12 protein-coding genes are annotated in these 16,055 nt (G+C 50.9%); 7 read left to right on the top strand and 5 right to left on the bottom strand.

Going from position 1 to position 16,055, the window contains the following annotated elements; translation table 11 throughout:
- Positions 1-11: 11 nt before the first annotated feature.
- The 6 genes from ACEVG1_RS15075 to ACEVG1_RS15050 are packed head-to-tail and all read left to right on the top strand — an operon-like array spanning position 12 to position 7,164.
- Positions 12-1,694, top strand: a complete 1,683-nt coding sequence (locus ACEVG1_RS15075) for a RagB/SusD family nutrient uptake outer membrane protein (protein ID WP_374744582.1) — start codon at positions 12-14, stop codon at positions 1,692-1,694.
- 22 nt (positions 1,695-1,716) lie between these two features.
- Positions 1,717-2,883, top strand: coding sequence for a glycan-binding surface protein (locus ACEVG1_RS15070; RefSeq protein WP_374744581.1), 1,167 nt, complete (start codon positions 1,717-1,719; stop codon positions 2,881-2,883).
- 19 nt (positions 2,884-2,902) lie between these two features.
- Positions 2,903-4,186: a hypothetical protein gene (locus ACEVG1_RS15065; RefSeq protein WP_374744580.1), complete on the top strand. Its 1,284-nt coding sequence runs from the start codon at positions 2,903-2,905 to the stop codon at positions 4,184-4,186.
- 13 nt (positions 4,187-4,199) lie between these two features.
- Positions 4,200-5,444 (top strand): glycoside hydrolase family 26 protein, encoded by a 1,245-nt coding sequence (locus ACEVG1_RS15060; protein WP_374744579.1) that lies wholly within the window; start codon positions 4,200-4,202, stop codon positions 5,442-5,444.
- Between the two features lies 1 nt (position 5,445).
- Entirely contained in the window at positions 5,446-6,444 is a 999-nt protein-coding gene (locus tag ACEVG1_RS15055) for a glycoside hydrolase family 5 protein (protein ID WP_374744578.1), read from the top strand.
- An 18-nt stretch (positions 6,445-6,462) separates the two neighbouring features.
- Positions 6,463-7,164 carry a YjjG family noncanonical pyrimidine nucleotidase gene (locus ACEVG1_RS15050; protein ID WP_374744577.1) on the top strand — a complete coding sequence of 234 codons (702 nt, stop codon included), beginning with the start codon at positions 6,463-6,465 and terminating at the stop codon, positions 7,162-7,164.
- Here ACEVG1_RS15050 and ACEVG1_RS15045 read toward each other — a convergent pair.
- Entirely contained in the window at positions 7,161-9,647 is a 2,487-nt protein-coding gene (locus ACEVG1_RS15045) for a TonB-dependent receptor domain-containing protein (RefSeq protein WP_374744576.1), read from the bottom strand. The two genes, ACEVG1_RS15050 and ACEVG1_RS15045, sit on opposite strands and share 4 nt — an antisense overlap.
- A 140-nt stretch (positions 9,648-9,787) precedes the next feature.
- The gene (locus tag ACEVG1_RS15040) at positions 9,788-10,069 is read right to left on the bottom strand and encodes an ATP-dependent Clp protease adaptor ClpS (RefSeq protein ID WP_374744575.1); all 282 of its coding nucleotides are present in this window, start codon (positions 10,067-10,069) and stop codon (positions 9,788-9,790) included.
- A 73-nt stretch (positions 10,070-10,142) separates the two neighbouring features.
- On the opposite strand from ACEVG1_RS15040, the gene ACEVG1_RS15035 reads away from it, so the two are divergent.
- The gene (locus ACEVG1_RS15035; RefSeq protein ID WP_374744574.1) at positions 10,143-11,189 is read left to right on the top strand and encodes a 3-oxoacyl-ACP synthase III family protein; all 1,047 of its coding nucleotides are present in this window, start codon (positions 10,143-10,145) and stop codon (positions 11,187-11,189) included.
- Position 11,190: 1 nt separating this feature from the next.
- Here ACEVG1_RS15035 and ACEVG1_RS15030 read toward each other — a convergent pair whose 3' ends face one another.
- The 3 genes from ACEVG1_RS15030 to atpA all read right to left on the bottom strand — a co-directional run bounded on the left by ACEVG1_RS15030 (position 11,191) and on the right by atpA (position 16,008).
- The gene (locus tag ACEVG1_RS15030) at positions 11,191-13,131 is read right to left on the bottom strand and encodes a polysaccharide biosynthesis protein (protein WP_374744573.1); all 1,941 of its coding nucleotides are present in this window, start codon (positions 13,129-13,131) and stop codon (positions 11,191-11,193) included.
- Positions 13,132-13,437: 306 nt separating this feature from the next.
- Positions 13,438-14,322 carry an ATP synthase F1 subunit gamma gene (gene atpG, locus ACEVG1_RS15025; RefSeq protein WP_374744572.1) on the bottom strand — a complete coding sequence of 295 codons (885 nt, stop codon included), beginning with the start codon at positions 14,320-14,322 and terminating at the stop codon, positions 13,438-13,440.
- Positions 14,323-14,433: 111 nt separating this feature from the next.
- A complete protein-coding gene (gene atpA, locus ACEVG1_RS15020) occupies positions 14,434-16,008 on the bottom strand; it encodes a F0F1 ATP synthase subunit alpha (RefSeq protein WP_374744571.1) in 1,575 nt (524 codons plus the stop codon).
- Positions 16,009-16,055 lie beyond the last annotated feature (47 nt).

The raw sequence follows: 16,055 nt of genomic DNA, 5'->3' as shown, positions 1-16,055 counted from the left end.
ATACGACGATCATGACAATTACGAAACATATTCCTATCGGCGCAACATTAATCACCGTCTTATTGGCCTTTTCCGCCTGCAACAAGGGTTTTCTCGAAAAGCCCCCTACGGACGCAATCGTGGATGCCAACTTCTATCAAACCGACGACCAGGTACTTGCAGCCACGGCACTGCTCTATAGCAAAGTGTGGTTTGATTATAACGATAAAGCATCCTACAATTTGGGCGACTTCCGCGCTGGAACGGCGTATTCAGCGTATAATGACCGGGGAAACGTCCTTTTCAACACCACCGGGGATAACCCCGATAATGGCGCGGCATGGCGTTCATTCTTCATCGTGGTGGGCCAAGCCAATTTGGCTATCCAAAACATCAATACGTACGCAGGATCCGCTGTCTCACCGACCGTCAAGCGGCTCGCTATTGCCGAGGCGCGGTTTATGCGGGCACTTGCCTACCGTTTCCTGGTGATGAACTGGGGGGCTGTACCGATTATCGAAAACAACCTCACGCTCCTCTCGGACACCACTGTCCAACGGAATACGCCGGAAAGTGTATGGAAATTCATTACCAATGAGATGCGGGCTGCGGCAGAAGACCTGCCCGAAGAACCCATTCGCCCCGGGCGGCTCACCAAATGGTCGGCCGAAGGGATGCTGGCCCGCTTTTACCTCAACCGCGCCGGTGTCGCTTCGGGCGGCGGCGGTACGCGCGACCAGGTCTTCCTCGATAGTGCAAAATACTATGCCGAACGGGTCATCAACCTCAGTGGGGCCTCCTTACTGACAAACTATGCCGACCTGTTCTTGTTTCCTTACGATAATAACGCGGAGTCCCTGTTTTCGCTGCAATGGGCATTCGCGCCCGGTGCATGGGGCACACAAAATTCGACTCCGGCGTACCTCGCTTATAGCGGCGATATCGCCAACGGCGATGGCTGGGGCGGCGACAAAGGGGCTACTTGGTGGATGCTGTCACTCTATGATGGCATCACACCTACTGAAACCGGTATGGAGGGGCGCACGTTGGATCAGCGGCTTAAGGCTACCTTCATGCTGCCCGGTGCGCACTACCCCGAAATTACACAGACCATTCCCGGCGGCTCGCAGGAACTTGTATTTCCGTTTACCGGCACCGATGTCAATTTCGCATCCATCAAGAAATATGTCACCGGCAAAGCGGATGACGTAGGAGGCCAAGCCGCTTCCCAAAACTACGGGCATGACACGTACATGCAACGACTGGCCGAAATTTACCTCATCTATGCCGAAGCCGTACTGGGTAATGGCGCCTCCACCACGGATGCTACCGCACTCGAATACTTCAATAAGGTACACACACGGTCCGGGTTGCCCCCCTTTGAAGACCCGCTCACGCTGGATGTGATTTTCAAGGAACGCTTCATCGAATTTGCCATGGAAGGCATGGCCTGGTATGATCTGGTGAGCCTGCATTATTACAATCCTGCCAAAGCATATGAAATACTGAATGGCCAGGACCGTGAGAAGTTTTTTGCTGAACCCGACCAATTCCCGAACCCCACCTCGTGGACCTTCACGAAAACACCTTGGGTAGACGTCGACACCAGGGGCATTGACGCCAATTCGGGCAACTTCCTCCTGCCTATACCCACCGCGGAATTAAGTCAGGCACCCAATTTACGGAAGCCACCGGTGGATTATTTCAACAAATAGCGACTGATAAAACCGAACTAAAATGAAATCGATATTCACCCCCATACTGTTCCTAGCCATCGCGATAGCGACGGTGGGAAGTTATACATCGTGTTCAGAAGCCGACCTTCCGAATAACGGCGATCCAAGAATCCGGTATGTACGGATCACGGACCCCTTGTCTGCCGATTCACTATTAATTGGTGCGGGCCAAGGTAACCTCATTGCTATCATAGGTGAGAACCTCGGTGGCGCACGCGAAATCTGGTTCAATGACCGGCAGGCCGTATTGACCACCACGTATATCACCAACACGAGCATACTGGTTAGCGTACCGAGTTTGGTCCCATTGGACATCACCAACCAAATGCGTATCGTTTTTGCAAACGGCAATACGCTGGAGCACGAATTTGAAGTACAGATCAGCGAACCGTTCGTCAACTCCATCAACAACGAATACGCCCTCGCAGGCGAAGTAGCCACCATCCGGGGCAACTATTTTTATGAGCCGCTTACCGTCACCTTTACCGGCGGGGCTGTGGGCGAATTGGTTTCCGTGGAAGACGACCTGCTCGAAGTACGGATCCCCGAAGGGGCACAGCCGGGACCGATCACCGTCGAAACCAATTTCGGCCGAACACCATCCGATTTCTGGTTTAGGGATGGTAGGAACATCATCCTCAGCAGCGACCCGTTCACCGGTTGGTGGAATGCCGCTTTCGTGGTCAGCAATCCAGGTGCAGGCGACCCGCCCGCCATCAATGGTAACTATATCCGGATAACCCGCGCCATCTCCGGGTGGGCATGGACGGAAGTTGCGGGCGGCCCCGCCAGTGCCATGGGCGACATCAGTAAAAACATCCCGGATGAAGCGATCCTCAAGCCGGAAAATTATTACCTTAAATTCGAGGTCAACACATTGAAGCCCTACAACAACAACATGATCAAATTCAACTTTGGTCTTCCTAGTGAAGTGAACGATGCCTACCAATGGGCGCCCCCGTTCAATACAGGTGGGAAATGGCAGACTGTGGCCATTCCATATGAGGTGGTGATGCAGAGCTACAAGGACCTGGGCGTTACTCCGGTAGTCAATCCCGATGGTTATTGGACGCGGATACTGATTCATGGCCCAGGCGATCTGGACTGTGACATCGCATTTGACAATTTCCGGATTGTACCGAAAATCGACGAAAACAAAAGCAAATGACACCTAAAACACGAAGATAATGAACCCGAAGAAATTTCCCATCAGGCTTGTATTTGCTGCATTGGCAGGTACGTTCCTGTTCATTACACTCTCCTGTGAGAAAAAAGAAGCGCTTTCTTCTGCCGTGGAATTACTCAGTTTCGGCCCTGCCGGCATACAACATGGCGAGCAAATGCGGATTATCGGCAATAACTTGGATAAAGTAACGGCCATTGAGTTCGTAGGAGCAAGCATTCAGAGTACTAACTTTGTTGAACAGACGTCCGAATTAATTGTTGTCACGGTCCCTGAACAAGCGGAACGGGGTATCATCACATTAAAAACATCGGAAGGGGATATCACGTCGAAATCACCGCTCAATCTGGAAGTTCCTGTGGTCATCACCGATTTCACCACCTCGGCAAAACCGGGCGAGCAGATCACGTTTCAAGGGGAATATCTCAATTGGGTAACGTCGATAGTTTTTGCCGATGAGCTTCCCGTCACCGAATTTGTCAGCCAGTCGCTGACCGAACTGGTGGTTACCGTGCCTATGAACGCCCAATCGGGATCGCTGACGGTGCTCACGGGCGGTACAGAACCCCTAACCATCGAATTGGAAGATCAACTGGAAGTTACCCTTCCCTCGATAACGGGTTTCTCTCCCAACCCCGTGGACCGCGGGGCGAACCTCACCGTAAGCGGCGCAGACCTCGACCTCGTTAAAGGAATCGTATTAAAAGGGGTTGCCGATACGATTATGGACTTCGTGAGCCGGTCGGAAACCGAACTGGTCATCGCAATCCCTGAGGAAGCGACACGTGGTACCCTTTCGATTGTGGCCTTTTCAAAAATCGCCGTGGAAAGCGAGGACATCCTGACGTTTGTTGGCGACCCGGTTGCTCCTGACCCGCTTGCTTATCCGTTATACATAGACCAGCTGGAAAACAGCGCCCAAAATTGGGGTTGGGGAAGCACGGTGGACTTCAACAACTCAGAAAATGTCCGGGATGGGAATGCTGCCATTAAAGTGAGTTACCAAGGTTCTTGGGGCGCATTGAAGTTTGCTAATTTCAGTGTGAACACCGCAGGCTACCAGGAAATCGCTTTTTCCATTTTCGGCACCCCGGGCACCGGGGGGAAAACCATCAACCTGACCACAAATGGGAGTTCCGCCTATGTCATCACCATTACGGAAGGCGAATGGGTAGAATATAAATTACCGTTGACGGAATTGGGTAATCCGGCAACCATGACCGAACTTGTCTTTCAGGAAACAGGTTGGTCTGGGACCGTATATATGGACCACGTAGGTTTAAGATAAATCAACATATAGCGTGAAAAACCGCTTTCACTTATATGGTATCGGGCTTTGCTGGCTGTTCCTTACCGGAACAGCTTGCAGCAAAGCCCCCGTGGAAAATAAAATCGACGAAAAGGAGGAACAGGAGGCTCCGAAAGAAGACGGCCCGACTACACTCGCTGACATCAAGCTTGAGTTGGTTGACAAGGATGCAAGCGATGAAACCGCAGCACTCTTCTATAACCTGAAGCGGGTAGCCGAAGAACATATCCTGTTCGGCCATCAGGACGCGACCAAGCGCGGAGTCGACGGGGACGGGATGGAATGGGCAAACGAGCAACATCTTCCTACCGTGGCAACCGAAAAGTCGGATGTAAAAACGGTAACGGGCGCTTACCCCGCAGTGTATGGCCATGATTTCAACCACATCGCTGGATTCTTCGAGCCTGGGCACAGCTGGTTTGCCTACGAACGGGACATTGCCCGCCAGTTGACCATCGAGGCTTACGACCGTGGTGGAATCAACACCTATAGCTGGCATTACGGCAACCCTGTATCGAAAGGGAACTTCTATTGGAGCGATTCGCCGGTGAAGGCCGTTAGCAGGATATTGCCGGGAGGAGACCATCATGAGGTATACAAGACCTCCTTGGAAACCATTGCGGCATACGCGAAGTCGTTGATAGGCACCGACGGCAAACTGGTACCGGTCATCTTCAGGCCATTCCACGAATTTGACGGCGATTGGTTTTGGTGGGGTAAGGCACACTGCACCGTAACGGAATACAAGCAACTGTACCAGTTCACCGTCGAATATCTTCGGGATGAATTGGGCGTACGTAACTTCTTGTATGCGTGGTCGCCCGACAGGAATTTCAACACCGAAGCGCAATACCTGGAGCGCTACCCGGGCGATGATTATGTAGACTTGGTAGGCATGGATAACTATGGCGATTTACAAGCCGGTGCGACCGTAAGCGCCGCCGCCCAAAAAATGAAAATTGTATCCGACTATGCCGTGCAGCACCAGAAGGCAGCTGCTCTTACTGAAACGGGACTTTCGAATCTGGGCCAAGCCAATTGGTACACCGCGGTATTGCTCAAGGCGCTTCAACACCAACCGGTCCGGCTTTCCTATGTATTGGTATGGGCAAGCCGTAAAGACAGTTTCTGGACACCCTACAAAGGCCATCCGGCGGAAGTGGACTTCCTTTCATTCAAAAACAATGATTACATTTATTTCGCCGATGAAATGCCGAATATGTATCAACTACCTTAACATGAAAACGCTATATACCCTCATCTCCCTGACACTGTGCGTAACCGTTTGCGCGTGCCGAGCCGACGGCCAGGAAGCACCGACAACCACGCCCATCGCAAAACATGGCATCCTACAAACCGTGGGCAATCGCATCGTCAACCAACATGGAGTGCCGCCCCAATTACGGGGCATGAGTTTCTCCTGGAGCATATGGGAAGGACGGAAATACTATAACCATGCGGTGGTCGATTGGCTGGTTGATGACTTCCATGTTTCGCTTATCCGGCTCTCCATGGCCATCGAGCCGGATGGTGGCTACTTACAACACCCCGAGGAGCAAGCGGCATTGATTAGGCAAATCGCCGACCGTGGAATCGAGCGGGGCGTGTATGTGATCATTGATTGGCACGACCATCATGCGGACAAGAACATTGAGCAGGCGAAAACCTTCTTTGCCGAAATGGCCAAGCGGTATGCGGGTACACCCAATATCATCTACGAAATCTGGAACGAGCCGGAGCGGCACCCATGGCCTACGATCAAAGATTACTCCATCGCCGTTATCGACGAAATCCGGAAACACGACCCCGATAACCTCATCATCGTGGGCAGCCCCCATTGGGACCAAGATGTGGATGTAACGGCAAACGACCCCATTACCGGCTATGACCACATTGCCTACTCTTTCCATTTCTACGCCAGCGACCCCAACCACCAAGATAACCTGCGGCGGAAGGCCGAAACGGCACTGGCCAAAGGACTTCCCTTGTTTATCACGGAATGGGGTGTCGGCGAGTCAAATGGCGACGGCGTGTTTGACAGAGAAAAAACTGAACAGTGGATGGACTGGATGGAAAAACACCAGCTCAGCTGGGCCAATTGGAACATCACCGATAAGGCCGAGACCACGGCCATACTTGCCCCCGGCGCTCTCACTTCGGGTAAATGGACGGCGCAACAGCTCACGCCTGCGGGCAACTACATACGCAAGCAACTACGGAGCCTCCATATGCAGTAGAATCGCTATCTTTGCCCGATGCAACGTACAGGCAAGACAGACATCTTCTTCGATTTGGACCATACCATCTGGGATTTCGAAAAGAATGCGTCAGAAACGTTGACAGAACTTTTTGAAACCTATCGTTTCCACAACTTAGGCATTGAGTCTGCTACCGTGTTTATCGACACGTACAATCGGAATAACCACCGCCTATGGGCACTCTACCACCACGGCAAAATTACGAAGGCCGCCCTACGCGAAGCCCGGTTTGCCGACACTTTCAGCGAATTTGGTATCGACCCGAAGTGGTTTCCGCCGGCTTTTGAGGAAGATTACCTCCGCTTATGCCCCCAGAAAACAAACCTTTTCCCGCATGCACATGAAACGCTTGCTTACCTGCAAGAGAAATATACGCTGCACCTCATCTCCAACGGATTTGGCGATGCTTCGGAGACCAAAATCACCACGTGCGACCTGAAAAAATACTTTCGAACGATTGTGATATCCGAGATGGTGGGTTTCCATAAACCACACCCGCAAATCTTCCACCATGCGGTTAGCAATGCCAATACCACCGTGGCGGACAGCGTGATGGTTGGGGATAGCTTGGATGCGGACATCCGGGGAGCCCAGAATGTGGGCATGGATGCCATCTATTTCAACCCCAATAATGCAGAGGTACCGTCAGACGTCAAACAGAGCGTCAGCACGCTGGCGGCACTCAAACAGCTGTTTTAAAACTGCTGCTCACCTTCACCGCCGCCGAAGTCCTGCATACCTTCATTACGCTTGCGTTCCTCACGTTTAAGACGCTGGTCACCGAAGCGGTAGTTGAACGAGAGCATGAACGACCGCCGCATCCACCGATGTTCGAAATAGCGGTGAACGCCATTGCTCGTGGTAAAGCCACCGAATCGGCGCTGGTTCAGCAAATCGCGTGCATTGAACGTGATGCTACCTTTGCGGTTCAGCACGTCGAGCTTCAATCCTGCGTCGATGACATAATTTTCAATCATCTTTCCCTGCGCCATGATACGCGGCGCACGGTAATCGAACTTGGCCTGCATCGAAAATATGGGTGTAAACCGATAGTTGGTCATTACATTGCCATCCCAGCTGAAGCCTTCGGATCCCGCTACCCCAAATTCCTCACTTCCCTGGAAACGTGTGTGAAATGCATTTACGTTGGCCATCACATCCCATTTCTTGGATAAATCGACCCGCGAAATCAACTCCAGTCCGGTCGATTCATTCCGGCTGAGGTTCTGCCATTGCATCAAGGTGACGCCGGTATTTTCATCCACTTCTTGGATAATGGGTTGCGTAACATCATTTACGATACGGTGGTACACCGACGAGGTGACCAAGAGCGATGGCCACGTTTTCGTATAACCCAGTTCGAATGAATGGATGTCTTCCGGGAGCAGGTTGGGATTTCCTTGCCGGTGGTTCAGGTTGTCTGACACGTCTACAAAAGGATTGACCTGCCACCCCCGTGGCCTGCTTACCCGGCGGGTATAACTCAGTTGGAGTTGGTTCTGGTCACCAAACTCCTGTGTTAGAAATACGCTGGGGTACACACGGAAGTAATCCAGCCGGCCAGTCGTTGTACGTTCACTCTCAGGCAACCCCGGCGTGAGCAGTCCCAACTCGGTGTCGAGGTAGGCTTGTTCGGCGCGGAGGCCAACTTGGTACCCCAATTTATCCGTTAATTTATTCTGGTAGTTGGCATACAGTGCGTGGACACTGCTGGTCATATCAAAATCATTACTTACCCGATAATCCGGCCGCAGGCCATCGGTAGAATCCACTTGTGAGTATTGATGCTCTAAACTACCGCGTACGGTGGTCCGATAACCTGCCTCAAATTTATGGTTGTCGCCAAATGGCCGTACATAGTCCAACTGAATATTGATATTGCGACCTTTTTCTTCGGTATCGTTTATACGCATCCGCTCATACATCTCCGCAGGGGGCGTTGTATAGTCTTGATTAAACCTATTTACCCCCTCTTCACCATCGTATCCATAGGCAACGTTGGCCAGTAACTCCTCCCCTTCGCGCCCAAAAGTACGCTTTACATCCAATGTAACTTCGTATCCTAGGTCGTCTTCATCTTGGCGGGAATATCTATTGCTATTACCCGATAGTTGCGGGTGGTTGAAGTACTGGTACAACAAGTCTTCGTTACGGTCATTGCCACGTAAACTGAGATTACCCGCCAGCCCAATGAGCGTCTTCTCACCGAGGTAGTAATCCAAGCCCAGCTGCACGCTGTGATTGAGCCCAAGCCGTGCACTTTCACTTATATTGTTGGTTTGGCTGTTGTTGCTAAGTAGCTCGGTGTTGTTTACACCATCCCCCACCATGTTCCGGCGGTTGAACGTATAGCCACCGTAGTAATTGAAGTTCCGGTTGCGGAAATTGAGGTTCAGGCCGGCCATGTAATTGTCATAAGACCCACCCGAAACGTTGACCGAACCATTGAAACCCAGGTACGTGTTTTTTTTCAATACGATATTGATAATGCCCGATTGCCCCTCGGCATCGTATTTCGATGACGGGTTGGTCACAACCTCAATCCGTTCCACCGCGTTGGCGGGCAACGATTGCAGGAATTGCGTCACATCGCTTCCTGCCAGTGCCGACTCGCGGCCATTGATCTGAATCCGCACACTGCTGGATCCGCGCAGACTGACCGTACCATCCATATCTACCTGCAGCGAAGGTACGTTGCCTAGCAAATCGGTTGCGGTTCCACCTACACTCAACGTACTTTGGGCCACATTAAATATCTTACGGTCTATACCTATTTGCATGGCAGGAGGGGTCCCTTCTACCACAACCTCTTCGAGCAGTTCGCCCGAGGGTTTCAATAGAATGTTGCCCAGATCGACGTGTTGACCTGCGTCGACCGTCACATGCTCTTGCAGGTAATTTTCATAACCGACGTAGGTAATACGAATGGCATAGACACCGGGTTTGACATCGTTGAACCGAATTTTCCCATCATCCAGGGTTTGCACCCCATCCACATATGATTTGGATGCCTGCGTAAGGATTGCCGCACTGGCGAAGCCAACAGGCTCCTTGGATACCTCATCAATAACTACCGCGGATAGCGTGCCGGATGTCTGTTGTGCAGACACGACGGCAGGCCATGCGAAAGCCAGCAATAAAACAATATACCTAATCTCCCTCATCCTGCATGAAGCGTTCATCTGTTTGTTCTTATCTTTAATATAGCACCTGTATAACGGCCGCAAAGATTGTGCTTTTATCGCAATCTGCTATTGATGGTAACCGCTTTATTACAGCTGGGGGGTTGCTTCGCTTACATTGTTACCTTGACAGTCGCGTATTACTCCACGCTTACCGTGAGACCCTCGGATTTAAGTATTTTCCGATACACCTCCACCTCGGTGTAACTTCCTTCCAACACCGCGCATTTCCCCTCATTATGGACCTTCCAAGCAATATCCTCGGCTTCGGTCGCTGTATACTGGAGGTGCTTGACCAGACAGTTGATTACGTGGTCAAAGGTGTTGGTATCGTCATTCCAGAGGATCAGGCGATGGCCCGGAGTGACAGCGGCCAGTATCTGATCTAGTGTAAAGGTTTCTTCCTGCGTTTCGACCGTCATGATACAAAGTTACGTCTTTTTATAAAATTTCCGTACAATTGTATCAAAGAACAGGGGTTTAAGATAGGCTTATATGTATCAATCGAAGATAGCGGGTGTTGGATTTTACGTCCCACAAAATGTATATACCAATACGGATTTAACCCGTTTCATGGACACGAGCGACGAATGGATCAGGGAGCGGACAGGCATCGAAGCGCGTCGGTTTGCCAACCGCCATGGAGAGACCACCACGACCATGGCCATCGAAGCTGCAAAGGTAGCCATTCAACGTGCTGGCACCACGGCGCAGGAGATCGATTTTATCGTCTTTGCCACGTTGAGCCCCGATTACTATTTCCCCGGTTGCGGGGTATTGCTGCAGCGCGAAATGGGTATGCGTGAGGTCGGCGCGCTGGATGTCCGCAACCAATGTTCGGGATTTGTATATGCCCTATCGGTAGCCGACCAGTTTATAAAAACGGGTATGTATAAAAATATCCTCGTGGTGGGCAGCGAAAAACATTCATTCGCGATGGACTTCGAGACCCGCAGCCGTAACGTGTCGGTGATTTTTGGCGACGGTGCCGGCGCCGTGGTGTTGCAGCCCACCCAAGAAACAGGGAAAGGCATCCTCAGCACGCACCTGCACAGCGATGGTGCGGATGCTGAATTGTTGGCAATGTATTACCCCGGTGCCCACGCGAATAAATGGCTGAACGATGCAACGCCTTTCCCCGAGCAGGAACTGGGAGGGCTTTTCCTGACGACCGAGCAGTTGGAAAACGGTGCAGCCCTGCCCTATATGGATGGGCCCGCAGTCTTCAAGAAGGCCGTGGTCAAATTTCCCGAGGTCATTAAAGAAGCGCTCGCGGCCAATGGTCTTTCGGAAAAAGATATCGATTTACTCGTGCCCCACCAAGCGAATTTACGGATCAGCCAATACGTCCAGAAATTATTGGGATTATCGGACAGCCAGGTTTTCAACAACATCCAAAAATATGGCAATACCACGGCGGCTTCTATTCCTATTGCGCTTTGTGAAGCGTGGGAAGCGGGAAAAATCAAACCCGGTGACCTGATCTGCCTGGCCGCATTCGGCTCCGGATTCACTTGGGCAAGCGCGCTAATCAGATGGTAACTTAACTTACCGAATCCAGCGCTTCGAAGGGTGAATTCTTACTGACAAACTCCGGAACGATTTCCTTCATCTTCCGAACAACCCCGCTGCTGTTCTTCCGTTCATTCAACGCGACCAACTCATAGATGGACCGCTTTGCGTAGTCGTAGTCGACAGGGCTAACACGGGCGATATGAATCTTGCTGTGATGCGTGGGCAATACCTTCTCGCCGTCGTTCAACAGCTCCTCATAAAGCTTCTCGCCGCTTCTCAAACCGGTATAGATGATTTCTACATCTGTATCTGGTTTCAAACCGGCAAGCTGGATCATTTTCCGGGCCAGATCAACAATCTTAACCGGCTTGCCCATGTCAAACACATAAATCTCGCCACCTTTCCCCATCGTGCCAGCCTCCAATACCAGCTGCACGGCCTCGGGTATGGTCATGAAATACCGCGTAATTTCGGGATGTGTTACCGTCAACGGGCCTCCCTTTTCAATCTGCGCCCGGAAACGGGGAATTACAGACCCGTTTGACCCGAGCACATTACCGAAACGGGTCGTGATAAAGCGCGTACCTTTTACCGTAGAACTCCGCCCGGATGCAGCGTCAACCAATTGCAAGGACTGCTGCCCGTCAAGGCTTTGGGTATATATCTCGGCAATCCGTTTGGATGCCCCCATCACATTGGTTGGGTTCACGGCTTTATCCGTAGATATCATCACAAACTTCTTCACGCCAAAAAGGATGGATAGATCGGCGACGTTCTTCGTACCCCCCACATTGGTACTTACCGCTTCACCCGGATTCCGTTCCATCATCGGCACATGCTTGTATGCGGCCGCATGGTACACCAACTCGGGTCGGTAGTCATTGAAGATTTGATGCATGCGCTCCAGGTTGCGGATATCCGCAACTGCAATAACGACGTTGCTACTCGGGAATTTCTCCTCGATCTCCAACTGGATTTCATGCATGGGTGATTCTGCTTGGTCGCAAAGCACGAGCATCTGCGGCTCGTAGCGCAATACCTGGCGGACTATTTCCGAGCCGATGGAACCGGCAGCCCCCGTAATCAGGATCCGTTTGCCACACAGGTCATCGCATATCTTATCGTTGTTGATTTTAATCGGCGCCCGCTGCAACAAATCCTCGATACGCAGATTCTTGATCTGTTGCAACCGCAACCTTCCGGAAACCCACTCCGAAGCGGGAGGAACGGTCAATACTTTGATACCAAGCCGTAAACAGCGCTCTACGATGACTTTCTTGTCTCTGCTACCCAAGTGGTCTTTCACAAAAATCATCTGATCGATCGCGTACCGGTCTTTCAGGGCCGGAAGGTCCTTTACGTGGTAAACCCGCTTCCGTTCTATATAACTATTCAACTTACTCCGATTCGTATCAATGAAGCCTATGATGACGAATTTGGATTCCGTGCTATTTTCCAATGCCTGTTTGGCCATCACCGCATTCTGGTCGGCCCCATAAATCAACACCCGAACCGTATCCACATCCTGTGCCTTCCGCATCAGCATAAAGTAAATACTTTTCACCGTAATGCGCAGCATGATAAGCAGGGAAGTCGCAATGAAAAAATTGATGAGCATCACCAAACCCAACTGGGCATCGTTGATCCCTAACAGTGGTCCGAGAATCAAATAGACCACCATGAGGTAAGCGGCCGAAGTGAAGAGCATCGCGGAAAAAATCTTCAACATATCCCGTGTATCCGAGTACCGGATCAAGCCCGTATGTATGCGCATCAAGAAAAAGACGGGCAAGGCGATGCCGCTATACATGGCCGTATAGATGAAGAAATGCCCACGTACAATGTCGTGGAAATTAAATTGCTTCGCTATAAAATAAGATAATGAGAATGACCAGGTCAGTATCAGTAAATCCAGGAGTAGGATTGCCCAACGAGGCACCGTTTTGAAGCGAAGTATGAGTTCTTTCATGTAAGCCAAATAATGTAGCACCTACTATCCATTCGCATTATAAACGATGTCCACCCCACTTTTGCTACAATAAAAAAATACTAAGATGATCAAAAACGCTGATCTCCCGCGCACGCTGCGATTCCAATTACTCAATAACCTTGCCAAAGAGTGCTATCGTCCGCTACGAAACAAACAACACAAATATAGCCGATTTGTTTTCAATCGCATATACCTATTTGTGGGTATTTTAAAGACGACCGATATTCCTGAAACAAAAAAGGACATTAAATGTCCTTTTTTGTAAGCAATTTACACGCTAGGTGCCTAACCGTTGGATAAGGCCGCAGCGCCACTCACGATCTCGGTAAGTTCGGTAGTGATCGCCGCCTGACGGGCTTGATTGTAAGAAAGTTTCAATGACTTGAGTAATTCACCGGCATTGTCGGTAGCCTTATCCATGGCCGTCATCCGCGCGCCATGTTCGGATGCATGTGAGTCCAATATCGCCTTATACAGCTGTACGCGTATCGCTTTGGGAATCAATTCCTCTACAATCTTCTCTTTCGAAGGTTCGATGATGTAATCGACGGCTGCTTCCGCCGTGGTAGAAACCTCGTTGGAGGGCAGCAATGGAAGTAATTGTTCCGTCGTCAGAAGTTGCACCGCCGCATTCTTGAAACGGTTATACACCAATTCTACCCGGTCATATTCACCATTGGCAAAACCGCTCATGATCCGTTCGGCAATCTTGGAAGTATTTTCGAAGTTGAGCTCAAGAAACAAATCATTGTGGTTGCCTACTACCTGATAGCTACGTTTAAGGTAATAATCTTGTGCCCGCTTTCCAATGCCGATAATGTGCACATTGCCGGCCCTGAGCTGTTCGCTGTACCGCTCAGCAATAAGTTGGTTGGCCGTCTTGATGACGTTGGCGTTGAATGCACCGGCCAATCCCCGATTGGAAGCGACGACCACCATCAATACGTTGTTGGGCTTACGGTCAACCGTATAAGGTGAAGATCCACTTTCCACGCTGGCCGATACATTGGCCAAAATTTCCCGGAGCTTCTCGGCATAAGGGCGCAATTGCAGAATAGCATTCGTGGCCCGTTTTAGTTTCGCTGCCGAAACCATTTTCATCGCCTTCGTAATCTGCTGTGTGGAAGTGACCGACGTAATCCGGTTCCTTACCTCTTTTAAATTTGCCATTTTCTTTGATACTAGATTTGAGATGTTAGATTTGAGACGTTAGACCGCCACCACTCGTCCGGTCGTCGTCTCATATCTAACATCTCATATCTACTGTCTCATGTCCAATTATTAATACTTATCTGCCAGCTCTTTCGCAACCTTCTCCAATACGCCCGTCAGCTCGTCGTTGAATTTCCCTTCCTTCAGGGCTTTCAACACTTCCGGGTGGCGCTGCTCCAATTGCTGTAGGTACTCAGCTTCAAATTCTTTCACTTTACTTACCGGCACGCTCCGGAACAATCCCCTTACACCCGCGTATATAATCGCTACCTGCTTTTCTACCGGCACCGGAGCGAACTGCCCTTGCTTGAGGATCTCCACATTGCGCACCCCTTTATCTAGCACGGCCTTGGTCGCCGCGTCGAGGTCAGAACCGAATTTGGAGAATGCCTCCAACTCCCGGTACTGGGCTTGGTCGAGCTTCAATGTACCGGCCACCTTCTTCATCGATTTGATTTGGGCATTACCCCCTACGCGGGATACCGAAATACCCACGTTGATTGCAGGACGCACGCCTGCATTGAACAGGTTTGATTCCAAGAATATCTGTCCATCGGTAATCGAAATTACGTTGGTCGGGATGTAGGCAGATACGTCACCGGCCTGCGTTTCGATGATCGGCAACGCCGTCAACGAACCGCCACCCTTCACAAGCCCCCTTATTGAATCGGGCAGGTCATTCATGTTTTGGGCAATGGCATCGGAGCTATTGATTTTCGCGGCACGCTCCAACAGACGGCTGTGCAGGTAAAACACGTCGCCAGGGTACGCTTCGCGGCCCGGTGGGCGGCGAAGCAGAAGTGACACCTCACGGTAAGCTACTGCCTGCTTTGATAAATCATCGTAGATAATTAATGCGGGACGACCCGTGTCGCGGAAGAACTCACCGATAGCGGCTCCGGCCATGGGTGCGTAAAACTGCATGGGTGCAGGGTCGGCAGCAGAAGCTGCCACCACAACGGTGTAGGGCATGGCCCCGCGCTCTTCCAACGTCCGCACGATGTTCGCAACCGTTGAGTTCTTTTGTCCAACGGCCACGTATATACAGAATACCGGCTCACCGGCATCGTAAAACTCCTTCTGGTTAATGATGGTATCGATACATACCGCCGTCTTTCCTGTCTGGCGGTCACCGATTACCAATTCCCGCTGCCCACGACCGATGGGAATCATCGCATCGATCGCCTTGATACCTGTTTGCAGGGGTTCGTTTACCGGCTGGCGGTAGATAACACCGGGTGCCTTACGTTCGATCGGCATTTCATAGGTTTGGCCAACAATTGGACCTTTGCCGTCGATGGGTTGTCCCAATGTATCGACTACACGTCCGAGCATGCCTTCACCTACTTTGATAGACGCAATCCGGCGCGTGCGCCTAATCGTATCGCCTTCCTTGATCTCGTCGGACTTCCCAAGTAATACCACACCCACATTATCTTCCTCGAGATTCAGCACAATGCCTTGCAATCCGTTGTCAAATTCAACCAACTCACCGGACTGGACTTTGGTTAAGCCGTATATCCGCGCAATACCGTCACCGATCTGCAGTACGGTACCTACTTCTTCAAGCTCGGCTTCTGATTTGAAGCTCGACAATTGTTCTCTTAAAATTGCCGATACTTCATCGGGTCTTACCTCTATCATTTTATTCGCTTTTTTGCTGTTTGCCTATTTGTATTTTGCCTTTTGCG

This window comes from Parapedobacter sp. 2B3 (assembly GCF_041925275.1).
GTDB lineage: Bacteria > Bacteroidota > Bacteroidia > Sphingobacteriales > Sphingobacteriaceae > Parapedobacter > Parapedobacter pyrenivorans_A.
The sequence above is the reverse complement of the archived record's forward strand: the minus strand, read 5'-3'. Positions and strand labels throughout refer to the sequence as shown.